Source organism: Novosphingobium sp. AAP1, assembly GCF_001295765.1.
GTDB classification, from domain to species: Bacteria; Pseudomonadota; Alphaproteobacteria; order Sphingomonadales; family Sphingomonadaceae; genus Novosphingobium; species Novosphingobium capsulatum.
Map to the genome: position 1 here is coordinate 859,161 of NZ_LJHO01000001.1, position 21,299 is coordinate 880,459.

The following is a 21,299-nucleotide window of genomic DNA, read 5'->3' on the forward strand; positions in this document are numbered from 1 at the left end:
CCTTCATGGCATAGCGGACACAATCGCAGATGATGTTTGCCAGATCCTTTGCACCGGGCCTTTCTCGTTTCCGCACTGCCGCTTCGGCACTGGCACTGGCCGGTTTGGCCGCTGCCGTGCCGATGAACGGCGCCAGGGCCGCCGATTCCCGCTTTGAGCTGATCGGGCCGGACATCAAGGTGATGGTCACCCGCAATGGCCAGGACCTGCCGATCAGCAGCGTGCCCAGCCTGGCCGAAGGCGATACCCTGCGCATCTCGGCCGCGCTGCCCGGTGACCAGGGCGCGCACCTGATGGTGGTTTCGGCGTTCCTGCGCGGCGCCACCAACCCGCCGCCACGCGAATGGATCGGCGTGGCGCGCACGTGGAAGGACAAGGCGAACGAGCATTCGCTCAACCTGACCGTGCCCAAGGGCGCGCGCCAGATGGTGGTGCTGATCGTGCCGGAAACCAGCGGTGCGCAAGGCACGCTGGTGGATGCGGTGCGCGGCAAGCCGGGTGAGTTCGTGCGCGCCAGCCAGGATCTCAACCAGGCCTCGCTCGATCATGCGCGCCTGATCGCCTTCATCAACGCGATCAACGGCGACAATGCCACCCACCCCGAAGACCTTCAGCGCATGGCGCCGACACTGGCGCGCAGCCTGTCGATCAAGCTGAACGAGGAATGCCTGACCAAGGTGGTCGACCAGCAGGCCTCTTGCCTGGTGGAAGATCGCGACACCCTGGTGCTCAGCGACATCCACACCAATTCGCTGACCGACACGCTGACCGGCGCGCCGACCACGCTGGCGCTCTCGCTCAGCACCACGCAGCAGGGCGGTGCCGGCCTCTACAGCCCCTATATCGGCGTGGTGCGCGATCTGGCCAAGCTGTTCGGCGCGTTCAGCAACCCGCAGTTCAACTATCTGCCGACGCTGTCCGAACTCAAGGGTGAGACCGCCTCGCTCAAGCTCAACAGCGCGCCCTCGTTCAACAAGCCCAAGTCGGTGATGGTCATGGCCATGCCGGCGATCGGGGCAGACAGCCCGCCGCAGTTGCGCAATCCCACCAAGGGGCCGATCTGCGCGCCGGGCAATGCCCTGGTCCTGCCGGTGGAAGGAGCACCGCTGGTCTTTGCCACCGGCTTTGCCCACGACATGGCGGTGAAAGTGACCGCCACCGACGGATCGACGCGCGAATACCCCCTGGCCCCGCGGGCAGACCTTGGCGGCTATGCCGTGGTCGCCGATAGCCTGCCGCCGGGTGCCACGCTGACCATGCACATGCACGGCCGCTGGGGCTTCGACACGTTCGACGGGCCCGATTACGTGGTGCAACGCCCCGATGGCGGGGCCTGGTCGCGCGCTGCCAATGCCACCGGGCCGCTGGTGGCCGGGCGCGACAACGAAGTGATCCTGGAGGGCGCTGCACCGGGCTGCGTCGATGATGTCAGCCTGCGCATCGGCAATAGCGCCACCGGCCGCAGCGTGACCTATCGCGCGATCGATGCCACGCACCTGGCCGTCACCGTGCCCTTGGCCGAGGGTGAAACCGGCGAAGTGCGCCTGGACATTCACCAGCAGAGCCTGGGCACGCCCGCCAATGTCACGCTGCGCGCGCGGGCGGAAAGCAGCCGGATCGATTCGGTCGATATCCGCGCCGGCGACAGCGAGGCGATGATCACCGGCCAGCGCCTGGAACAGGTGGTGGCGCTGACGCTGGGCGATGTTGAGTTCCGCCCCGATGGCCTGGTGCGCGACGGGCGGATCGACCGCCTGCATCTGGCGACGAGCGGCAACACCCGCGCCGGTGACGCCGGCACGGCGGCCAAGGCACAGATCAAGCTGGACGATGGCCGCACCCAGACCGTGTCGATCAAGATCGGCCCCGCGCGGCCGCGCATCGACCTGATCAGCCGCACGGTCAACGCCGCGCCCGTGCCACCCGGCACGCGGCCCCTGCGCTTTGCCTCTGACGACCTGCTGCCCGAAGACGCCGAGCTGGTTTTCTCGGTGCGCGCTGGCGCCAATACCGTGCTGGGCAGCGGCGATGCGATCGAGGTGGCCCCGGCCGGCAGCCAGAGCGGGTTGCGCCTGACCACGGCCAAGGGCCTGATGGCCACCGACCCCACGGTGCTGGTCGCCACGATGCGCGCCAGCGATCTGCCGGCGGCCAGCTTTGGCCCGCTGCGCTATCGCCTGGTCAAGGCCGATGGCCAGTTGGGTGCATGGCAGCCGCTTGCCACGCTGGCGCGCCTGCCGCGCATCACCGGCTTTGCCTGCGACAGTGGCGGCTCGCTGCCCTGCACGCTGACCGGGCGCAACCTGTTCCTGCTTGATGCCGTGGGCGCCGATGGCGATTTCACCCGCGCCGCCACCGTGCAGCCCGGCTTTACCGGCTCAAGCCTGAAAGTGCCGCGTCCAGCAGATGGCGCCCTGCATCTGCGCCTGCGCGATGCCCCCCAGGCCAAGGTGACCTTGCCGGCGGGTTGATTGCTTTGCACCACCCCCAACCCCCTCCTCTGAAGAGGAGGGGGCTTTCAAATCAGTGCCTTACCTCCCCCTCCTCTTCAGAGGAGGGGGCCGGGGGGTGGTGGCGGCCAAGCTCCCCGCTCAGAGGTCAAAGCGTCTTGATGATCGCCGAAAAATCGCGGTCGGCATGGCCATCGGCGGCAAACGCGGCATAGAGCTTTTCCGCCAGGTGCCCCATCGGCACCGGCGCGCCGGCTTCCTGCGCCGCGCCCATCGCCAGGCGCAGGTCCTTGAGCATCAGCGCCGTGGCAAAGCCGCCCTGGTAGCCATTGTCCGCCGGGGTCTGCGGCCCCACGCCCGGCACCGGGCAATAGCTGGTCATCGACCACGACTGGCCCGACGCCTTTGACGCGATGTCGTAAAAGGTCTGCAGGTCCAGCCCCAGCCGCTCGGCCAGGCGGAAGCTTTCGCACGTCGCCACCATGGTCGCGCCCAGCAGCATGTTGTTGCAGATCTTGGCCGCCTGCCCCGCGCCGTCCGCCCCGGCATGGATCACCGCCTTGCCCATTGCCGCCAAGATCGGCTGCGCGGCGGCAAAGGCCTGGTCGGTGCCGCCGACCATGAAAGTCAGCGTGCCGCCCCGCGCCGCCGCGATGCCGCCCGAAACCGGCGCATCGACAATGGGATGGCCTGCCGCGCTGGCCACCTCGGCCAGGCGGCGCGCGGTGGCAACATCGATGGTGGAGCAATCGATCAGCAGCGCGCCGGCAGGCGCCGTGCCGATCACCTGGTTTTCGATCACGTCACCCACGATCGCCCCGTTGGGCAGCATCGTCACCACCACATCGGCGCCGGTCACGGCATCGGCCACGGTGGAACAGGGCGTGCAGCCCGCGTCCTGCGCGGCGGCCAGCGCGGGCGCCGAAAGATCGAACGCGCGCACGGCGTGCCCGGCCTTTGCCAGGTTGGCGGCCATGCCGCCGCCCATGTTGCCCAGGCCAATGAATGCAATTGCCGCCATGGCAGCCTCTCCCGTTATGGTTTCGTTAGGTTCAGCGGCCCTGCCAGTTGGCGGGGCGCTTTCCGACGAAGGCGGCCATGCCTTCGGCCTTGTCCTGCGTGGCGGTGAGCACCTGGAACATGCGGCGTTCAGCCAGGAGACCCTGGTCGAGCGTGGTTTCGAACGCCAGGTTGACCATTTCCTTGTTCATCATCGCCGCCAGCGGGGGCATGCCAGCAATCGCCTGCGCGGTCTTGAGCGCTTCGGTCATGAGATCGGCATGGGGCACCACGCGGCTGACCAGGCCGCCGCGTTCAGCCTCGGCCGCGTCCATCATGCGCCCGGTCAGGCACATGTCCATCGCCTTGGCCTTGCCCACGGCGCGGGCTAGGCGCTGCGAACCGCCCATGCCCGGCGCCACACCCAGCTTGATTTCCGGCTGGCCGAACTTGGCATTGTCGCTGGCGATGATGAAATCGGCCATCATTGCCAGTTCGCAACCGCCGCCCAAGGCAAAGCCGTTGACCGCCGCGATCCACGGCTTGCGGGTGGCCTTGACCAGCTTGCTTGTCCAGCCTTCGAAAAAGTCTTCGGCATAGAACGCCGCTGCCGGCTTGTCGGCCATTTCCTTGATATCGGCTCCGGCGGCAAAGGCCTTGTCGCCGCTGCCGGTCAGCACCGCGCAGCGCTGGGCCGGGTCGGCCTCGAACGCGGCGAAGGCAGCGATCAGATCGGCCAGGACCTGGCTGCTCAACGCATTAAGGGCCTGCGGGCGGTTGAGCGTGATCAGCGTGACCGGCCCCTGGGTTTCGACCAGGATCGTTTCAAAGCTCATAGCGGGGTCCATTCCTCTTGATGCGGCAGGGGCGCAAAGATCGCGTCGAGTTCGGCGGGCGCCACGTCAGCGGCGCTGGCCGGGTTCCAGCGCGGGGCATTGTCCTTGTCAACGATCACCGCGCGCACGCCCTCGGCAAAATCGGGCCGCACGATCATGCGCCCGCCGATGCGGTATTCCATCGCCATGTTGGCGGCAAAATCGGGCAGCGCCAGGCTGGTGGCCAGCTGCCGCAGCGACACCGCGGAGGAAAACGGCGACCGCGTGGCGAGTGTGGCTAGCGTCGCCTGGGCGAAACTGCCGGGATCGCGGGCCAGCGAAGCCAGCGTTTCAGCCAGGCTGTCATGGATGAAATGGCGCGCGATATCGTCGGCATGGGCCGCAATCGGCGCCGGCCCGGGCGTGGCCGACAGCGCATCGAGCGCAGCCCCGACGCTCTCGCCAGCCGCGATCTGCGCCTTGGCCTTGGCCAGCGCGCTGTCATCCAGATAGTGCGTGGCAAGCCCGGCCCACAGGCATTCCGCGCCATCGAGCCGCGCCCCGGTCAGCGCCAGGTATTGGCCCAGCCGCCCTTGCAGGCGCGAAAGATACCAGCCGCCGCCTACGTCGGGAAACAGGCCGATCCCGGTTTCGGGCATGGCCAGCCGCGTCTTGGCCGTGGCCACGCGCCAGCGCGCCGGCTGCGAGATGCCCACGCCCCCGCCCATGGTAATGCCATCCATGAAAGCCACCACCGGCTTGGCATAGGTGAACAGCAGATGGTTGAGACGGTATTCGTGAAAGAAGAAATCGCGCCCAGCCGCGCCGCCATCTTCCAGCGCAGAGCCGCGCAGCAGGGCAATGTCACCCCCGGCACAGAACCCGCGCGACAGCTTGGGATCGCCATCGGGGGCCGCGGCGTGATCGATGATCACGGCGGTGATCGCCGGATCATCCTGCCAGGCGAGCAAGGCATCGGTCATCGCCTTGACCATCGGCAGGGTCAGCGCATGGATGGCGCGCGGGCGGTTGAGCGAAAGAATGCCGGCCGCGCCATCGCGGCGCACGATCACATCAGGGGTCATTGCAGCAGATCCCGGCCGACGATCAGGCGCATGACTTCGTTGGTTCCTTCCAGGATGCGGTGCACGCGCAGGTCGCGCCAGAACCGCTCGATCGGATAATCGCGCAGATAGCCATAGCCGCCAAACAGTTGCAGCGCGCGATCGACCACGGCCGAGCCGGTATCGGAGGCAAAGCGCTTGGCCATGGCGGAAAAGCGCGTCTTGTCGGGCGCGCCGGCGGTGACCTTGGCAGCAGCCAGATAGAGCAGTGCGCGCGCGGCTTCCAGTTCGGTGGCCATGTCGGCCAGCACGAACTGGGTATTCTGGAATTCGGCCACGGCGCGGCCGAACTGGCGGCGTTCCTTCACATAGGCGATGGCTTCATCCAGGCAGCGCTGCGCCCCGCCCAGCGAGCAGGCGCCGATGTTGAGCCGCCCGCCGTCGAGCCCGGCCATGGCGATGCGGAAGCCTTCGCCCTCGGCGCCCAAACGGTTGGTGACCGGCACGCGCACGTTTTCCAGGATCACTTGCGCGGTGGGCGAGGCATTCCAGCCCAGCTTGCGTTCCGGCGCGCCGAACGAGAGGCCCGGCGTGTCCTTTTCCACCAGCACGCAGGAAATGCCGCGCGGGCCATCCTCGCCGGTGCGCACCATGATCAGGTAGATATCGTTCACCCCGCCGCCGGAAATGAACTGCTTCGTTCCATTGATCACATAGTCATCGCCATCGCGCCGCGCCGTGGTGGCGAGCGCTGCGGCATCGGACCCGGAGCCAGGCTCGGTCAGGCAATAGGAGCCCAACTTGTCCATCGCCAAGAGGCCAGGCAGGTGCTGGGCCTTGAGCGCGTCTGGCCCATAGCTGTCGAGCATCCAGGCGGCCATGTTGTGGATCGACAGGAACGCGGCCGTGGTGGGGCAGCCATAGGACATCGCCTCGAACACCAAGGCCGCTTCGAGGCGGCCGAGGCCCACCCCGCCGCCGGCTTCGGACACATAGATGCCGCCCAGGCCCAGTTCGCCAGTGGCGCGGATCACCTCGCGCGGGAAAATATGCTCTTCATCCCAGCGCGCGGCATGGGGGGTAATCTCATCGGCGGTGAACCGGCGTGTCATGTCCTGGATGGCAAGCTGGTCTTCGGTCAGGGCAAAAGCCTGAGACATCAAGGGCGCTCCTGCTCCCGCATCTAAACGCGGTGTTTCTGTTTGGCGGGCACCATGGCCCAGCGCCGGTAGCGGCACAAATGCCTTTTTGGTCGCATCGGTTGTGCAAAAAAAGGGGCACGACCTGATGGTCGCGCCCCTTGGCAGTGCATGCAACTGGCAGGTTTATCAGGCGTGATTACGCCACCGGGCGCCGCGCGTACCAGCCATAGCTGGCGATCACGGCATAGCAGACCGCCGGAATGACCAGGGCCAGCGCCAGGCTGTGCGTCACGTCGGCAACGCCGCCGGTCAGCAGCGGCAGCACCGCGCCGCCAAAGATCGCCACGTTGATAATGCCCGAACCATCGGCCGCGCGCGATCCCAGCTTTTCGCAGGCGAGGCTGAAGATCGTGGGGAACATGATCGAGTTCATCAGGCCGATGGCGAGCAGGCTGTAGCCCGAAAGCAGGCCATTGGTGTGGGTAGACAGCGCTATCAACGCGATGGCAAGGATAGCGTTGCAGGCGAGCGCCTTGCCCGGCGAAACCTTGCGCAGCACGGCAGAGCCGATGAAGCGGCCGATCATCGCCCCGCCCCAGTAGACGCTGATCAGCTTGCCGGCGGCAGCTTCTTCCAGGCCCATGACATGCGCCTGGCGCAGATAGTTGACGATCAGCGAGCCGATCGAGACTTCGGCACCGACATAGAGGAAGATGCACAGCGCGCCAAAGCCGAAGCGCGGACGCTTGAGCAGGTCGAGCCCGGCAAGGCCGGCGCTTTCGGCATGCTTTTCGGCAGGCAGGCGGTTGCGGAACGACCACACCACGGCGGCGACCACGGCAAGGGCGACGGCCAGGCCGATGTAGCCCTTCACGATCGCGCCGCTTTCCGCCGTGCGATAGGCATCGAGCGCCGGGCCGGTGAGATCGGCGGCCGAAACCTTGGCCAGGCTGCCCAGGATCAGCGCGGCGCCGAACCAGGGAAACAGCGTGGTGCCCAGCGAGTTGAAGCCTTGCGCAAAGGTCAGACGGCTGGACGCGGTGCGTGCGGGGCCAAGCAGCGAAATCAGCGGGTTGGCCACGACCTGGACCACCACCACGCCGCTCGCCAGCACGAACAGCGCCAGCAGGAACACGCCATAGGTGGCGCTTTGCGAGGCCGGGATGAACAGCAGGCAGCCGGCCATCATCGTCAAGAGGCCGACCACCGCGCCGCGCATATAGCCGATGCGCTTGACCAGGCGGGCACCGGGAATGCCGATCACGGCATAAGCGGTAAAGAAGCAGAACTGCACCAGCATGGCCTGGGTGTAGTTCAGCGTGAAAAGCTCCTTGAGCTTGGGAATGATCACGTCGTTGAGCGACGTGATCCCGCCGAAGATGAAGAACAGCCCAATGACGAAGACCTGCAGCTGCGGGGCATCGATATGGGCGGCTCCGTCGGGGCCATCGGGATGGGTGCCCGCAGCAAGATCGGGGGCAAGGGCCATTGTGATTTCTCTCCTAACGCTGCGTTATCCTTGGGTCGGACAGGCAGCGACGCTTCCAGTTGCCTCGACGCGCGCATTGCGGAGCGTCACGACAAATCCCTGCGGCGCCGTGATGCGAAGCGGCGTTCCAACCTTCTTGAGATCGGCCCCGGCCTGAGCAAAACAGCGCAACGGAATTCGTGTCTGGGTGACGGCCCCCTGCGGCGCAAGACGCAGGAGCGATGCCACATCCAGGCTGCCCGTGCCAACGGAAACCTTGATCGGCCCGGCCGGCAGCGCATCGATTCGCCAATCAAGCCGAACTTCAAAGCCTTCGTCGGCCTGGCGGGTGAGATCGACCGGCGGACCGTCGATCACCAGGGCACCGGGTGCGGCCCAGGTGAACTGGCGCGCGTCTTCCTGCGCCGTCAGATCAATCGAGCGCGAAGTGACAGCATTGTCGAGGCCGAGGTGCCAGGGCGATGGCGCCTGCCCGCGGTTGAACCACAGGTTGTCGCTGGCCGCGGCCGAAAGATCGACGCGCGGATCTTCGTTCACCCGGCCCAGCGGCGCGGGATGGGCATAGGTCAGACCAAAGCCTGCCGGAAACAGCGGCTTGGTCACCGGCGAACGGGCATCGGCGGGCCAGGGAAACGGCAGCGTGCCGGCAAAATCGCGCACCGGCCTGCCATCGCGCCCGGCGACCAGCACATCGGCCACGCCGGCGCCCTGGGTGCCCGGCAGCCAGGCCGCGACAAACGCGTCAGAGGCATTGATCAGCGGCCCGGCAAACAGCGGGCGGCCCGAGAGGAACACCGAAACCACCGGAATGCCCTGCGCCTTGAGCCGGGCGATCAGGGCATCCTCGCCATTGCGCGGCCGGAACGCGAGGTTGGCCACGTCCCCCTGGAATTCGGCATAAGGGCTCTCGCCATAGACGACCACGGCAACGTCGGGCTTTTGCGCAAACTGGCCATCGGGCGCCAGCGTGGCCTGGCCACCGGCCTGCCCCAGCGCATCGACCAGGGCGCGACCGATGGTCTGTCCATGCGGGAAATCGGCCGCCGTGGTATCGGTGCCCTGCCAGGTGATGGTCCAGCCGCCGGCCTGCATCGCCATGCTGTCTGCCCCCGGCCCTGCCACCAGAACCCGCGCACCGGGCTTGAGCGGCAGCAGCCCACCATTGTTCTTAAGCAGCACCAAAGACTTGGCCACCGCCTCGCGCGCGATGGCAAGATGCGCGGGGGCGCCCAGACCGGCGGCATCGCCCCGCGCCACCGGCGCCGGGCCCATCAGGCCGAGCTTGAACTTGACGCGCAGGATGCGGCGCACGGCATCATCGATGCGCGCCTGCGAAATCGTGCCCTGCTGGGCCTGGGCCAGGGTACTGTCGAACAGGCCCTTCCAGCTGTCGGGCGCCATCGCCATGTCCAGCCCGGCGTTGAAGCTGGCCGCGCAGGCCGTGACCGTGCAGCCTTCGACCTGGCCATGGCCGTTCCAATCGCCGACCACGAACCCGCCAAAGCCCATGCGGCCCTTGAGCACGCCGGTCAGCAGCGAGCGGTTGCCGTGGTTCTTCACCCCGTTCCAGCTGGAAAAGCTGGCCATGACGGTGAGCGCGCCGGCATCGATCGCGGCGGGATAGCCCTGGGCATGGGTGGCCACCAGTTGCGCCTCGGTGATGCGCGCGTCGCCCTGGTCCTTGCCCTCGAACGTGCCGCCATCGGCCAGGAAGTGCTTGGCCGTGGCCGCCACATGGGTGGCGTCCACCGCCTGCCCGGCATGCAGCGGGCCTTGCAGGCCCAGCACCATCGCCCGGGCATAGGCCGCAACCAGTGCGGGATCGGCGGCATAACCTTCATAGCTGCGGCCCCAGCGCAGATCCTGCGGCACGGCGAGCGTGGGGGCAAACGTCCATTCGATGCCGGTGGCGGCAATTTCGGCGGCGGTGGCGGCGCCGATCTTCTGCACCAGGGCAGGATCGTGCATCGCGCCCAGGCCGATGTTGTGTGGAAAGATCGTGGCGCCGGGCAAATTGCTGTGCCCATGGACGGCATCGACGCCAAAGATGATCGGGATGCCCGCCCCGGACTTGGCCGACGCCGCGCGATATTCGCCCACCAGGCGCGCCCAGTCTGCCCCGCCCGCACGCTCGTTGCCGTAAGGCCCGCTGTTGCCACCGGCGAGGATCGAGCCGAGCGGATAGCGCTGGAGATCGGCCGGGGTGATCGCGCTGATATCGGCCTGGATCATCTGGCCAACCTTTTGCGCCAGCGTCATCCGCGCCATGAGCGCGGTGATCTGCGCCTCTGTCGCCGGATCGGTGATCGCGGCCGGGCTGTGCGCGGCGGGCCATTGCGCGGGATGGGCCGTGGCGCGATCGGCCTGGGCCGCGCCCGGACCATCGGCGGCCAGCACCGGCTGGGTCAGGGCCATCAGGCCGGATGCGGCCAGCAACAGGCGGCGCAGGGTCATGTCTTATCCTCTCGGGCAGATTACTTGTGAACGTTCTCAATTTCGGTTTCTGACACGGCAGGCCGGCCAGATCAACTGCTTGTGTGGTGCGTCAGGCCTGGCGGATGGACAGCAGCAAAAGTGCCGCCAGCCCAGCGCAAGCCGCCAGGACCAGGAACAGCGCGCCAAAGCCGAGCGTGGGCACCAGGCCCACCGCCAGCCACGGCACGATCAGCGAGGGAAACGTGTTGGTCAGGTTGAACAGCCCAAGATCGCGGCCACGCCGATCCGGCCGGGGCAGTACACGCAGCGTCTGCCCCGCATGGAGCGCCAGGAACACGGCCATGGCCAGGGCGAACAGGGCATAGCCGGCCAGCGCCACCCCCCTGCCCGGCGCCAGCGCCATGATCACCAGCCCCACTGCGACCAGGCCCGCCAACGCGGCCAGCGGGCGCCAGGGACGGGCGCGGCGATCGGCCCAATGCCCGACCACCAGCGCCAGCGGCACCGACAGCGCCAGCAGCAGGCCATAGATGCGCGCCATGGTGGCCGCATGCATGGTGGGATCGATCGCCAGGAACCAATAGGCAATGAAAGCAAACAGCGTGGCTTCGGCCAGTTGCACCAGCAGCCGCGCCAGCCACATGCGCCGCACCGGCAGCGCACGCGGCGCCGCGCCGGGATCGGGCAGCGCCGCCGGTTCCGGCAGCGGGGTGAGCCGTGGGCTGATCAGCAGCAGCGGCAGGATGGACAGCGCAACGATCACCGCCAGCACGCTCACGCGGGTGGCAAACCCCACGCCCGGCCCGGAATGGAGGCCGGGCAAGGTCACCAGCGCACCCATCGTGCCCGACCAGGCCGGGGCAAAGGCCAGCAGGCCACCGAGCACCCCCTTGTGGCGATCGGGCACGCAATCGCCCGCCCAGGCGGCCAACGGACCCAGCACCATGTTAAGCGCTGCCTGCCACGCCACCACGACCATGATCAGCGCCGGCAGCGTGGTCGCCAGCGGCATGGCGAGCAGCAACGCGCACGACAGCACCAACCCGGCCGCCACCCAGCCCCGGCGATTGGCGGTGCGATCGCTGGCCCAGCCCCAGGCGATATTGGTGAGGCTGGCCGAGACCGCGCCGATGAACGTCAGCGTGGCGAGCCACGGCACGGCCGCTGGCCCAGCCAGCTCTGCCACGCGCAGCGGCAGCAGCAGCGTGAGCAGCGGGCCATAGCCGGCCACCGCCCCGGCCCAGGCCAGGGCATAACACAGCAGGAACGGCCAATCGCCGTGGCCCGGGCCGGGGTGTTGGCCGGCCACCGGGATGGCCGCCTCAGCCACGCGGCGCCACCGCCACGGATTCGCGCATCACCAGGCCTGCGGGCACGACCACCGGGCCATCGGGCACCGTGCCATCGCGCTGCGCGGCGATGATCAGATCGACCGCGCGCGCCACCGTCTCCGCCACCGGTTGATCCACCGCGCTCAATGCCGGGCGGGCAAAGCGCACCACCGGGGTATTGTCGAAGCTGATCAGTGAGAGGTCATCGGGCACGGACAGGCCCAGCGCATGGGCGACATCGAGGCTGGCCAGCGCGGTCTGGTCGTTGCTGGCGATGATCGCGGTGGGCGCCTGCGCCTGGCCCAGCAGGTCGCGCGCCGCCTGTGCGCCCATGGCAAAGCTGAAATCGCTTTGCGCCAAAAGACCCTGCGTGGGCAGGCCGGCCTCGGCCATCGCCGCGCGCCAACCTTCCACGCGCCAGTGGCTGAGGCTGTATTCCGCGTCGCCAGCGATGAAGCCGATACGGCGATGGCCCAGATCGATCAGCGCCTGCGTGGCCTTTCGTGCCGAGCCTTCGTCATCCATGATCAACGGGATGCCCCCGCCCTGCCCCAGCGAACCGATGCGGGCAAACGGGATGCCCTGGCGCGTCAGCACGCCCACGATCAGCGGATTGTCGGAATGGGGCGGGGTCAGGACCACGCCATCGGGCTGCAACGCGGCGATCGCGGCCAGCAGTTCGCGCTCGACATGGTCGTTGTGGGTATCGACCAGTTCGAAGATCATGCGATAGCCGTGTTCGGCACACTTGAGCATGCCGCCCAGCAGCATCTGGTCCACCCAGTCGCTGCCCTGGCGTGCGCGCCAATCGGCGATGGTGCGCGTGCGATCGTTGAGCGCCAGGATCAGGTACGAGCGCGAGCCGCTCATGCGCTGGGCCGCGATCGAGGGGACATAGCCCAGGCGGGCAATCGCCTCGCGCACGCGCTCCTGCATTTCGGGGCGCACGTTGGGCTCGTTGTTGATCACCCGGCTGACGGTCTGCAGCGAGACCCCGGCATCGGCGGCGACATGCTTGATCGTCACGGTCTGACGGCGGCGCGCCATCCTGCTGCTATCCTTTACTGCGCGGCGGCGGGGGCAGCCGCAGCGGCATCGCTTTGCCAGACATGAACCCAATCCACCATCATCGTGCGCGGAAAGCCGCTGCTGTCCACCCCGCCGCCGTTGCGGCTTTCGGGCAGGCCGCCGCCAATGGCAAGGTTGAGCACGAGGTAGAACGGCTGATCAAACGGCGCCAGGGGATCGGCGCTGCCGGTGGTGGACCATTCGCCGGCATGGCGCGTTTCATAGGGCACGCCATCGATGCTCCAGGTGATGGCGCCAGGCGCCCAATCCACGGCATAGACATGATAGCCATCGACCGGGGCCGGGATCGGGGTTTCCGATCCGACATGGCGATTGGCCGGGGGCACGCCGCCGAAATGGATCGTGCCCAGGGCACGGTCTTCGCGCCCTGAGGTACAGCCTGCGCAAGGCACGCCGAGGTTGACGGTTTCCAGAATGTCGATCTCGCCCGAGGCGGCCCAATGGCCATAGCGATCGTGGGCCGGCAGCATCCAGATCGCCGGCCAGCTGCCCTGCCCGCCAGGCAGCTTGGCGCGGACCTCTACCCGGCCATAGCGCCATGCCGCCTTGCCCTTGGTGCTGAGCCGGGCCGAGGTGAAGGGCTTTTCCGACCGCGCCGCCGCCTTTTCCGCGCTGTCGCGCAAGTCTTGCGGATAGGTGGGGCCGCGCCAGGCCTGCTTGCGCGCGGTAATCACCAGTTGGCCGTGGGCGACATGGGCATTGGTGGCGCGCGGCGTATAGCACTGCCGTTCCTGGTTGCCGCCGCCCCAGCAATCATCGGCCAGCGTCCAGCGCGTGGGATCGATGCCGGGGCCGTCAAACTCGTCAGCCCAGACCAGGTGCCAGCCGGGCCCCGGTGGCGATGGTGCGGCGTTTGCCGGCGTGGTGGCGGCAGCACCGGCGGCCAGCAGGACCAGCGCCAGGCTCATGCTGCAGCCCCGGTGCGCGCGCCGCAATAGTGATCGACATAGGCGGCGTGCCCGGGCAGGCCCTGTACGGTATCGGCCACTTCGCGGCGGAGGCCGGCGAGCAGCCGTTCCAGTTCATCATCGCGCAGCTTGGCCGCGACGGGATGATAGGCGGCCGGCGTGATGCCCTGCCCCATCATCACCTGCACCCAGCTGTTTTCGGCAAAGAGTTCCTCGTTCTTGCGGAACACGCGGCCGGTGCGGGCGAACAGGTCCATCCGGTGCGACAGGCTTTCGGGCACCTCCATCCCCGCGCAGTGGCGCCAGAACGGGCTGTCGCGCCGCTCGGTGGCCTTGTAGTGCAGGATCAGGAAATCGCGGATCTGGACCATGTCGGCCCACTGCTGTTCGTTGAATTCGGCGATATCGGCGGGATCGGGCCGCGCGCTCACCGGCAGCAGCCGCAACAGGCGCAGCACGGCGCGCTGGATCAGGTGGATCGAGGTGGATTCGAGCGGCTCCATGAACCCGCCCGACAGGCCCACCGCCACGCAGTTCTTCACCCACTGCCGGCGCCGTGCCCCGGTGGTGAAGCGGATGCGGTTGGGCTCGGTCAGGACCTGCCCTTCCACGCTCGACAGCAGGCGGTCGAGCGCCTGGTCTTCATCGAGATAGCGGCTGCACCAGACGATGCCGTTGCCCTGGCGATGCTGCAACGGGATGCGCCATTGCCAGCCGGCATCGTGAGCGATGGCGCGGGTATAGGGCACGGGCGGGCGCACACTGGCGGTTTGCACGGCGATGGCGCGATCGCATGGCAGCCAATGCGTCCAATCGTCAAAGCCGGCGTGCAGCGCGCCTTCGATCAGCAGCGCGCGGAAACCGGTGCAATCGACAAAGAGATCGCCGTCCACGCGGCGATCACCGTCCAGGTGCAGCGCAGCGATTTCCCCGCTGTCGCCGTCCAGTTCGACACGGGCGATGCGTCCTTCGATCCGGGTGGCGCCGTCGCCCTCGGCCAGGCGGCGCAGGAACGCGGCATAGCGCCCGGAATCGAGCTGATAGGCATAGTTCATCCGCCCATCGGGCAAATGAGCAAAGCGCCCGGCCTGGGCCGCCATCAGTTCCAGGCAATAGTCGCCATAGGGGGCGGCATGCCCGCGCGCGCGCCCGTGCAGCCAGAAATGCTGGAACCCGGCGCTCCAGTGATCGCGCCCGGTGCCGCCAAACGAATGGAAATAGCTTTCGCCCGGCGCCTTCCAGTTTTCGAACGCGATGCCCAGCTTGAACGTGGCCGAGGTGGCACGCATGAAATCAGCCTCGGCAATGCCCAGCAGGCGGTTGTAGGCGACCAGCGGCGGAATGGTGCTTTCGCCCACGCCCACCGTGCCGATCGCCTCGCTTTCCACCAGTGTGACCGTTGCGACCGGGCCCAGCGTACGCGCCAGCGCGGCGGCGGTCATCCATCCGGCGGTGCCGCCACCGGCCACGACGATACGCAAGGGTCTATCGGTCATCGGCTGAGACTCCTGAGCAGGAAGGCACGGATGCGCCCGGCGGCAGCGGCATCGAGCGCGGCGAGAATGCCCTGCCCGGCGGGCGGCAGATGGGCCCGCGCGGCCTCTCCACCGGAAAAGGCATAGTGATCGAACAGGGCGTGCCACTGCGCGCGCTCTGCCGCTGGCAGATCGCGGATGGCCAGGATCGCATGGATCAGGGCATCCTGCGGCTGGCCCAGCCAGCGCGGCGTGTCGCGCCACCAATAGTTGACCAGCACGTTGAACGGCGCCAGCGCATCGACCGCGTGATACCAGCCACTGGGAATGAACAGTGCATCGCCCGGCGCCAGATCGGCCACCTGGGCATGGGCCAGCGCGGTGGCATAGCCGGGATGGCGCAGCAGATCGGGCGCATCGGGATCGACCATGCTGACGGCGCGGCCGGCCGGGGTGTTGTCCAACGGGCCGAGATAGAGATTGGCGAACTGGTCGGGCGGAAACAGCGTAAAGCGCCGCTGCCCCACGGCGCAGACCGCCAGGTTGTGGGGAAAATCGTTGTGCGCGGCAACGCGGCTGGCGGTGCCGATCCACACGCTGGCCAGCGCATTCTGTGCAGCCGGCAGCCCTGCCTCCAGCGGCATCGGATTGGCCTCGTCCAATCCTTCGAACCAGCCGGGAATATCGATCGATCCCATGTAGATCGCGCGCCCGTCTGCCGCCTGTTCAGCCGCGCCAAAGCGCGCCCAGATGGCATCGAGCGGTTCCTGCACGGTCTGGAAATTGACCTGCATCGCCTGGTCATAGAACAGGCGCCCGCCGGCTTGCGGCGGGGCCAGCGACACGGTGAAGGCGCGTGGCCGGGCATGGCTGGCAAGGTGGGCGCGCGCCGCCGTGGCGCTGTCGCGCCCGGCCCGCACCAGCGGCCAATGCGCCGCCAGGCCGCGCACGACGCATGGCGTCGTGGCGGCGACCAGCACGGCATCGAGAGCGCCGCCATGATCGGCCAGCGCCACCTCTGCCACGCAAGGAAGACCTTCAGGCACGGCCACGGCGCGCCATCAGATCGGCAAAGCGGCCAAGCGCGGCCACGGCCATGTAGATCGGCAGCAGATAGCCCTGGGCGTTGAGTTCGCCCAGCGCCGCGCCGTCGAGCGCGGCCAGGCGATCTTCGGCAATGATGTGATAGCCCACCAGGCTGCGGGTGGAGCCTTCGGCCAGGGGCACATCGAGCGTGAAGGGTTCGAGCAGGCCATGGTGTTCGAGCGCGGCGAGAAACGCCGGCGTGGCGCGCCAGCCAGCGTCGAGCGCGCCCAGTTGCTCTGCCTTGGCAGCGAGATAGGGCGTGGGGGCGCCGGCATCATCGAACAGGCGCTGCCCACCGGGCGCTCCCACGCGGGCATGGGCAAGATCGATATGCACCTGGGGCACTTCATCGGCATCGCGGGTGCGGCCGATCAGGAACGGCTGCACGGCGTGGGCCAAAGGCACGTAGGCCGCGTCCCAGCGATCGCCGGCCAGGAACAGGTTTTCGCCCTGGTCAAAACCGAACAGGGCCAGCGCGGCAAAACGCCCGCTCTGCCCGTCGCGGCGAAAGACGATGGGATAGTGCGCCGCAACTGCGCGAAATTCCGAAGGGACGACCAGGCATCCCATTACCCCGTCGCCCCATTGCGCCCCGGCGGTGGTGACCACGGCAAGATCGCGATGGCTGGCATTGTCGAGCAGGGCGTGGCGGCTGCTGCTGGTCACGGTACGGGCGTCCTCTCTCTTGTGGCTCTTCCAATCCTGCCCCCTTGTTTCATCGCCCACTGCCACAGGCAAGTGCGTTGAAAAGAGGGCCATCCGGCCGGGCTGACGGGCAGTGTCGCCCGGCCGGATGGGGAGGGCCGCGTCAGAAGTTGACGCGGAAACCGGCCGAATAGCGGGCATAGCCGCTGGAGGCGAAGGACACGTTGTTGTCAGACCGCAGGTGCCCACGCCGGCCCTGGTTGGTCAGGTTGATGGCATCGGCAAAGACGGTGAAGCCCTTGCGGAATTCCCAGCTGGCGCTGGCATCGACCTGGCCATAAGGCTCGACATAATAGGGGTTGGGCCCCGTGCCCGAGAGGAACTGCGCGCGCCAGTTGTAGGCAACGCGCGCCTGCAGCCCGTGCTTGTCATAGAACAGCACCGCGTTGGCGCTGTCGGACAGCCCGGTCAGCGCGAACTGCGTGACGCTCGACGGCTTGGTGTTGTCGTAGGTCGCATCGCCGCGCACGATCGTATAGTTCAGGATCGCGCCGAAACCGGTGTTCCAGAACGAGTGCTGGATGGCAAATTCCCAGCCATAGAGCGTGGCGGTCTGCGAGGAATTGACCGGCGTGGCGATCTGGAAATTGACCGCCGCATCCTGGGCCGTGCCAAAGATGTTGCCCGTCAGGTTGCCGGTGGCATCGGTGCCGGTGATCTGCGAGCTTTCGGGATAGTGGGTGAAGATGTAGTTGCGGATCGCCGCCGTGCTGGCATCAGCCCCCAGCGCGGAAATCGCCGCCTGATAGCGCGGGCCATTGGCCGGGTTGGTCAGGCCGAAGGCCGGGCTGTCGACGCGGGCCGACGAGATGAAGTTCGACACGCCCTTGTGGAAGAAGCCCACCGAGACATAGCTCGTCGGCGCGTAATACCATTCGAGGCTGACATCGATGTTCTTCGACTTGTAGGGCATCAGGCCCGGATTGCCCTGGCTGCCGGTGCCACCGCCGATGCGGAACAGCTGGTCCAGCGTGCGGCCACCCTGGAGGCTGGCATAATCGGCCCGCGTGATGGTGTGGCTGTAGGACGCACGGAACTTGACGTTGCGCGCGGGCTGCATGTCAAAGTCGAACGCGGGCAGGAAGTTGTCATAGCTGCCGGCAAAGGTGGTGAACGCGCTGTCACCGCCATAGATCAGGCCGAATTCGTTGGCCGAGACCCACTGCGTGCCGGTGGGCACCGGCACCAGCGCCGACGAGGTGACGCGGGTGTTTTCATAGCGCAGGCCAGCACGGAAATGCGCCTCGCGGCCGAGCAGGTCGAACTTGGTGTTCAGCTGCACATAAGGCGCGATCGTGCGTTCCTTGATGCGGCGATCGACGGTGTAGGGCGCCAGGCAGTTGCCGGTGCCGCCGCAGATCTGGTTCTTGCTATCGAGCAGGCTCACCATCTTCTCGAAGTTGAAGCTGTAGAACTGCTTGATGATGTTGGGATCGTTGGCGCCCGAAACGCCCTTGAACTTGTCCGGCACCGAAACCAGGCTGAACAGGTCATCAGGCGTCTGGCTGGCCGGCAGCGAGCCACCCCAGGTATCATGCTGGATATAGCCATAGGCCGAACGCACCTTGTTCTCGGTGTAGTCCGCGCCGAAATCGAGGCTGTCGATCACCCCGCTGTCGAACTTGAACTGGCCCGAAAGCCGCGCCTCGTTGATCTCGTCGCGGAAATAGGCGTTGCGGAAGGCATTGCCCGTGGGCGTGATATTGGCCGGATCGAGCGCATCGATGCCCGGGTTCATGCCCACCGAGATTACCGGCAGATCGTGGGTGAAATCGATCTTCTGGTTGGCGATGCCGAACACCGCCGAGCCCACCGACACGCTGGTGCCATAGGGGTTATTGGGCTTGGATTCGGCCGTCGAATGGTGCGCGTCCAACTCCAGCGTTAGGCGGTCGATGCCATCCCACTTGAGGTTGCCGCCGATCGAGCGGTTGATCGAGCGGTTTTCGGTAAGCGCCGCGCTATACGACAGGTCCTTGCCTTCGTTGGCGCCGAAGTGTTCGGCATAGAACACCGGGCCGGCCACCGGGCCATCGGTCCACTGGCTGGAAACGTCGTTGAAGTTGAACCAGATGCCCACGCTGTTGGTGCGCGCGCGCACGGTGTTCTGGGAATAGGTATAGTCGAACGTGGCGGTCAGCGTATCGGTGGGGCGCAATTGCAGCACGAGCTGGCCGTTGATGCGCTCGCGATCGATGTCGGTAATGTCATAGCTGGCGTTCTGCGGCACCTGATAGACATCATTGGGGCCGGGCCGGTTGACGATGTTGGCATAGCGCGGATCGCCCTGCTGCGGCAGCGAGCCCCAGTTGTTTTCCGAGCCCAGATAGCCATCGCGCCAGCCGACATTGGCCTGGTTGTTGCTCGCCTTGCGCTTTTGCCACACGCCGGTGACCAGCACGCCCACCTTGCCATCGGCAAAGGTGTCGCTGATGATACCCGACACTTCGGGCGTGATCGGGCTGCCTTCGTTGCGCGAGGTATCGATCATGCCCTTGATCGCCAGGCTGCCATGCAGGCCGGGCCGATCGAGCGGGCGCGGGGTCTTGATATTGATCGTCGAACCGATGCCGCCGGTGGGCAGCGTGGCCCGGCCGGACTTGTAGACTTCGACCCCAGCCACGCCTTCGGACGCCAGGTTGGCAAAATCGAAGCTGCGCGTCGACGGCGCGCTGGCGCCATCGCCCAGGCTGGACGTGGGCATCTGCCGGCCGTTGAGCAGCACCAGGTTGAATTCGGGGCCAAAGCCACGAACGGTAACGGTAGAGCCTTCACCGTTGGAACGGTCGATCGACACGCCGGTGATGCGCTGAAGCGATTCGGCCAGGTTGGTGTCGGGGAACTTGCCCATGTCTTCGGCCGAAATCGCATCGACCACGCCCTGGGCGCTGCGCTTGATATTGGCAGCGGCCGAAAGGCTCGCGCGAATGCCGGTGACGACGATGGCGTTTTCCGGCGTTTCGGTGGCAGCTTGCGGATTGGCGGCCGGCTGGGCGGCCGATGCCGCGCTGGCGGCGTCCTGCGCCCAGGCCGGATTGGCTGCCAGGCCCACGGCCATGACCGAAGCCCCCAGTACCAGGCGCGCGCGCAAAGAATGGCAACGTGTGCTCATCAGATCCCTCTCCCCGTTTTCACCCGGCGCTTTGCGTCCGGCTTGTGAACGTTCTCAACTGTGGTGACGCATGCGCGTGAACGTTCACTTTGTCAAGCACCCGGCGTTGCCAGCCGTGACAAAGGGCAATGAAACGAGATCAGCCTGCCGGGAAAGCAGCGGGCAAGCGCGGCCTGGACAGTGCGCCGCCCGCGCCGCGGCGATCAGCCTGTGGCGCGAAGGCCAAGTTGCGCGGTCGGATAGGCCGCGCGATCGTTGCCCGCGGGTTGACCATGCCCGGGCAGGCCATGTTCGAACACGGTCGCGGTGATGCGATTGCGGCCCTCGCTCTTGCTGCGATAGAGCTGCGCATCGGCCATATCGATCCACTCCTGCGGCTTGGCCCCGGCGACGCTGCGCGCACTGGCGATGCCGATGCTGACGGTGACGAACGCATCCACGCCCGATCGCGCGTGCGGAATACCCAGCTGGCGCACCTGGCGCCCGATCTCGGCCGCAACGGATTGGGCCGTGGCCAGGTCTGCGCCGGGCAGCACGCAGACGAACTCTTCCCCGCCATAGCGGGCCGAAAGATCGGTCGCACGGCGCACCGCGCGGGTGAGCGCGGCGGCGACCATGGCAATGCAGCGGTCGCCGGCCGGGTGGCCATAGGCATCGTTGAACTGCTTGAAGAAGTCGATATCGAGCATGACCACCGACAGCCATTCCTGCTGCCGCGCCAGCCGCGCGGTCTCCACCTCCAGCGTGCGTTCCAGGTGCCGGCGATTGGACAAGCCGGTGAGCGCATCGGTCACCGCCATCTGCGCCAGTTGGTCGCGCAGGCGCTTGAGTTCAACATGATTGGCCACCCGCGCGCGCAGGATCGGCGGCTGCACCGGCTTGGTCACATAGTCGATCGCGCCCAGCGACAGACCGCGCATCTCGTCCTCGCTGTCCCCCAGGCCGGTGGTGAAGATCACCGGCACATCGGTCAGCGTGGCATCCTGCTTGAGCGCGGCACAGACGGCAAAGCCATCCATGCCCGGCATCAGCACATCGAGCAGGATGAGATCGGGCTGCGCGGTGCGCGCCAGATCGAGCGCCTCTTGCCCCGACAGGGCAAAGCAGACGTCGTATTCGTCTTCGAGCACGGCATTGATGATCTCGATATTGGCGATTTCATCGTCGACGATCATCACCAGACCGCGCCGCGACAAGG

15 protein-coding genes are annotated in these 21,299 nt (G+C 67.2%); 1 reads left to right on the forward strand and 14 read right to left on the reverse strand.

Annotated elements, in window-relative coordinates:
• Window positions 1–29: 29 nt before the first annotated feature.
• On the forward strand, window positions 30–2,471 hold the full coding sequence (locus tag IP65_RS03765; protein ID WP_231627539.1) for a hypothetical protein: 2,442 nt from the start codon (window positions 30–32) through the stop codon (window positions 2,469–2,471).
• 127 nt (window positions 2,472–2,598) lie between these two features.
• On the opposite strand, the gene mmsB is transcribed toward IP65_RS03765, so the two are convergent.
• The 14 genes from mmsB to IP65_RS03835 all read right to left on the reverse strand — a co-directional run bounded on the left by mmsB (window position 2,599) and on the right by IP65_RS03835 (window position 21,297).
• Window positions 2,599–3,489, reverse strand: coding sequence for a 3-hydroxyisobutyrate dehydrogenase (gene mmsB, locus IP65_RS03770; RefSeq protein WP_255352172.1), 891 nt, complete (start codon window positions 3,487–3,489; stop codon window positions 2,599–2,601).
• Window positions 3,490–3,502: 13 nt separating this feature from the next.
• Window positions 3,503–4,285, reverse strand: coding sequence for an enoyl-CoA hydratase-related protein (locus IP65_RS03775; RefSeq protein WP_054130802.1), 783 nt, complete (start codon window positions 4,283–4,285; stop codon window positions 3,503–3,505).
• The gene (locus IP65_RS03780) at window positions 4,282–5,349 is read right to left on the reverse strand and encodes an enoyl-CoA hydratase/isomerase family protein (protein ID WP_054130803.1); all 1,068 of its coding nucleotides are present in this window, start codon (window positions 5,347–5,349) and stop codon (window positions 4,282–4,284) included. Before IP65_RS03780 ends, IP65_RS03775 begins: the two co-directional genes overlap by 4 nt.
• A complete protein-coding gene (locus IP65_RS03785) occupies window positions 5,346–6,488 on the reverse strand; it encodes an acyl-CoA dehydrogenase family protein (RefSeq protein ID WP_054130804.1) in 1,143 nt (380 codons plus the stop codon). Before IP65_RS03785 ends, IP65_RS03780 begins: the two co-directional genes overlap by 4 nt.
• 178 nt (window positions 6,489–6,666) lie before the next feature.
• Entirely contained in the window at window positions 6,667–7,959 is a 1,293-nt protein-coding gene (locus IP65_RS03790; RefSeq protein WP_022674925.1) for a sugar MFS transporter, read from the reverse strand.
• 24 nt (window positions 7,960–7,983) lie between these two features.
• Window positions 7,984–10,413 (reverse strand): glycoside hydrolase family 3 protein, encoded by a 2,430-nt coding sequence (locus IP65_RS03795; RefSeq protein WP_054130805.1) that lies wholly within the window; start codon window positions 10,411–10,413, stop codon window positions 7,984–7,986.
• A gap of 91 nt (window positions 10,414–10,504) precedes the next feature.
• Window positions 10,505–11,725: an MFS transporter gene (locus IP65_RS03800; protein WP_231627540.1), complete on the reverse strand. Its 1,221-nt coding sequence runs from the start codon at window positions 11,723–11,725 to the stop codon at window positions 10,505–10,507.
• Entirely contained in the window at window positions 11,718–12,773 is a 1,056-nt protein-coding gene (locus IP65_RS03805) for a LacI family DNA-binding transcriptional regulator (RefSeq protein ID WP_054130806.1), read from the reverse strand. The genes IP65_RS03800 and IP65_RS03805 overlap by 8 nt, the downstream gene beginning before the upstream one ends.
• A gap of 14 nt (window positions 12,774–12,787) precedes the next feature.
• Window positions 12,788–13,723, reverse strand: a complete 936-nt coding sequence (locus IP65_RS03810) for a family 16 glycosylhydrolase (RefSeq protein WP_054130807.1) — start codon at window positions 13,721–13,723, stop codon at window positions 12,788–12,790.
• Entirely contained in the window at window positions 13,720–15,219 is a 1,500-nt protein-coding gene (locus IP65_RS03815; RefSeq protein ID WP_054130808.1) for a tryptophan halogenase family protein, read from the reverse strand. The genes IP65_RS03810 and IP65_RS03815 overlap by 4 nt, the downstream gene beginning before the upstream one ends.
• The gene (locus IP65_RS03820) at window positions 15,216–16,244 is read right to left on the reverse strand and encodes a cupin-like domain-containing protein (protein WP_054130934.1); all 1,029 of its coding nucleotides are present in this window, start codon (window positions 16,242–16,244) and stop codon (window positions 15,216–15,218) included. The genes IP65_RS03815 and IP65_RS03820 overlap by 4 nt, the downstream gene beginning before the upstream one ends.
• Complete coding sequence (locus IP65_RS03825; RefSeq protein ID WP_054130809.1) at window positions 16,237–16,950, reverse strand: SapC family protein; 714 nt, start codon at window positions 16,948–16,950, stop codon at window positions 16,237–16,239. Before IP65_RS03825 ends, IP65_RS03820 begins: the two co-directional genes overlap by 8 nt.
• Before the next feature lie 142 nt (window positions 16,951–17,092).
• Entirely contained in the window at window positions 17,093–20,101 is a 3,009-nt protein-coding gene (locus IP65_RS03830) for a TonB-dependent receptor (protein WP_054130810.1), read from the reverse strand.
• A gap of 203 nt (window positions 20,102–20,304) precedes the next feature.
• Window positions 20,305–21,297: a diguanylate cyclase gene (locus IP65_RS03835; RefSeq protein ID WP_231627541.1), complete on the reverse strand. Its 993-nt coding sequence runs from the start codon at window positions 21,295–21,297 to the stop codon at window positions 20,305–20,307.
• Window positions 21,298–21,299 lie beyond the last annotated feature (2 nt).

Bases quoted from the DNA above. Each gene is read 5' to 3' on its own strand.
- IP65_RS03765 (WP_231627539.1), top strand. From the start codon at position 30: ATGATGTTTGCCAGATCCTTTGCACCGGGCCTTTCTCGTTTCCGCACT.
- IP65_RS03775 (WP_054130802.1), bottom strand. From the start codon at position 4,285: ATGAGCTTTGAAACGATCCTGGTCGAAACCCAGGGGCCGGTCACGCTG.
- IP65_RS03780 (WP_054130803.1), bottom strand. From the start codon at position 5,349: ATGACCCCTGATGTGATCGTGCGCCGCGATGGCGCGGCCGGCATTCTT.
- IP65_RS03785 (WP_054130804.1), bottom strand. From the start codon at position 6,488: ATGTCTCAGGCTTTTGCCCTGACCGAAGACCAGCTTGCCATCCAGGAC.
- IP65_RS03790 (WP_022674925.1), bottom strand. From the start codon at position 7,959: ATGGCCCTTGCCCCCGATCTTGCTGCGGGCACCCATCCCGATGGCCCC.
- IP65_RS03795 (WP_054130805.1), bottom strand. From the start codon at position 10,413: ATGACCCTGCGCCGCCTGTTGCTGGCCGCATCCGGCCTGATGGCCCTG.
- IP65_RS03805 (WP_054130806.1), bottom strand. From the start codon at position 12,773: ATGGCGCGCCGCCGTCAGACCGTGACGATCAAGCATGTCGCCGCCGAT.
- IP65_RS03810 (WP_054130807.1), bottom strand. From the start codon at position 13,723: ATGAGCCTGGCGCTGGTCCTGCTGGCCGCCGGTGCTGCCGCCACCACG.
- IP65_RS03815 (WP_054130808.1), bottom strand. From the start codon at position 15,219: ATGACCGATAGACCCTTGCGTATCGTCGTGGCCGGTGGCGGCACCGCC.
- IP65_RS03830 (WP_054130810.1), bottom strand. From the start codon at position 20,101: ATGAGCACACGTTGCCATTCTTTGCGCGCGCGCCTGGTACTGGGGGCT.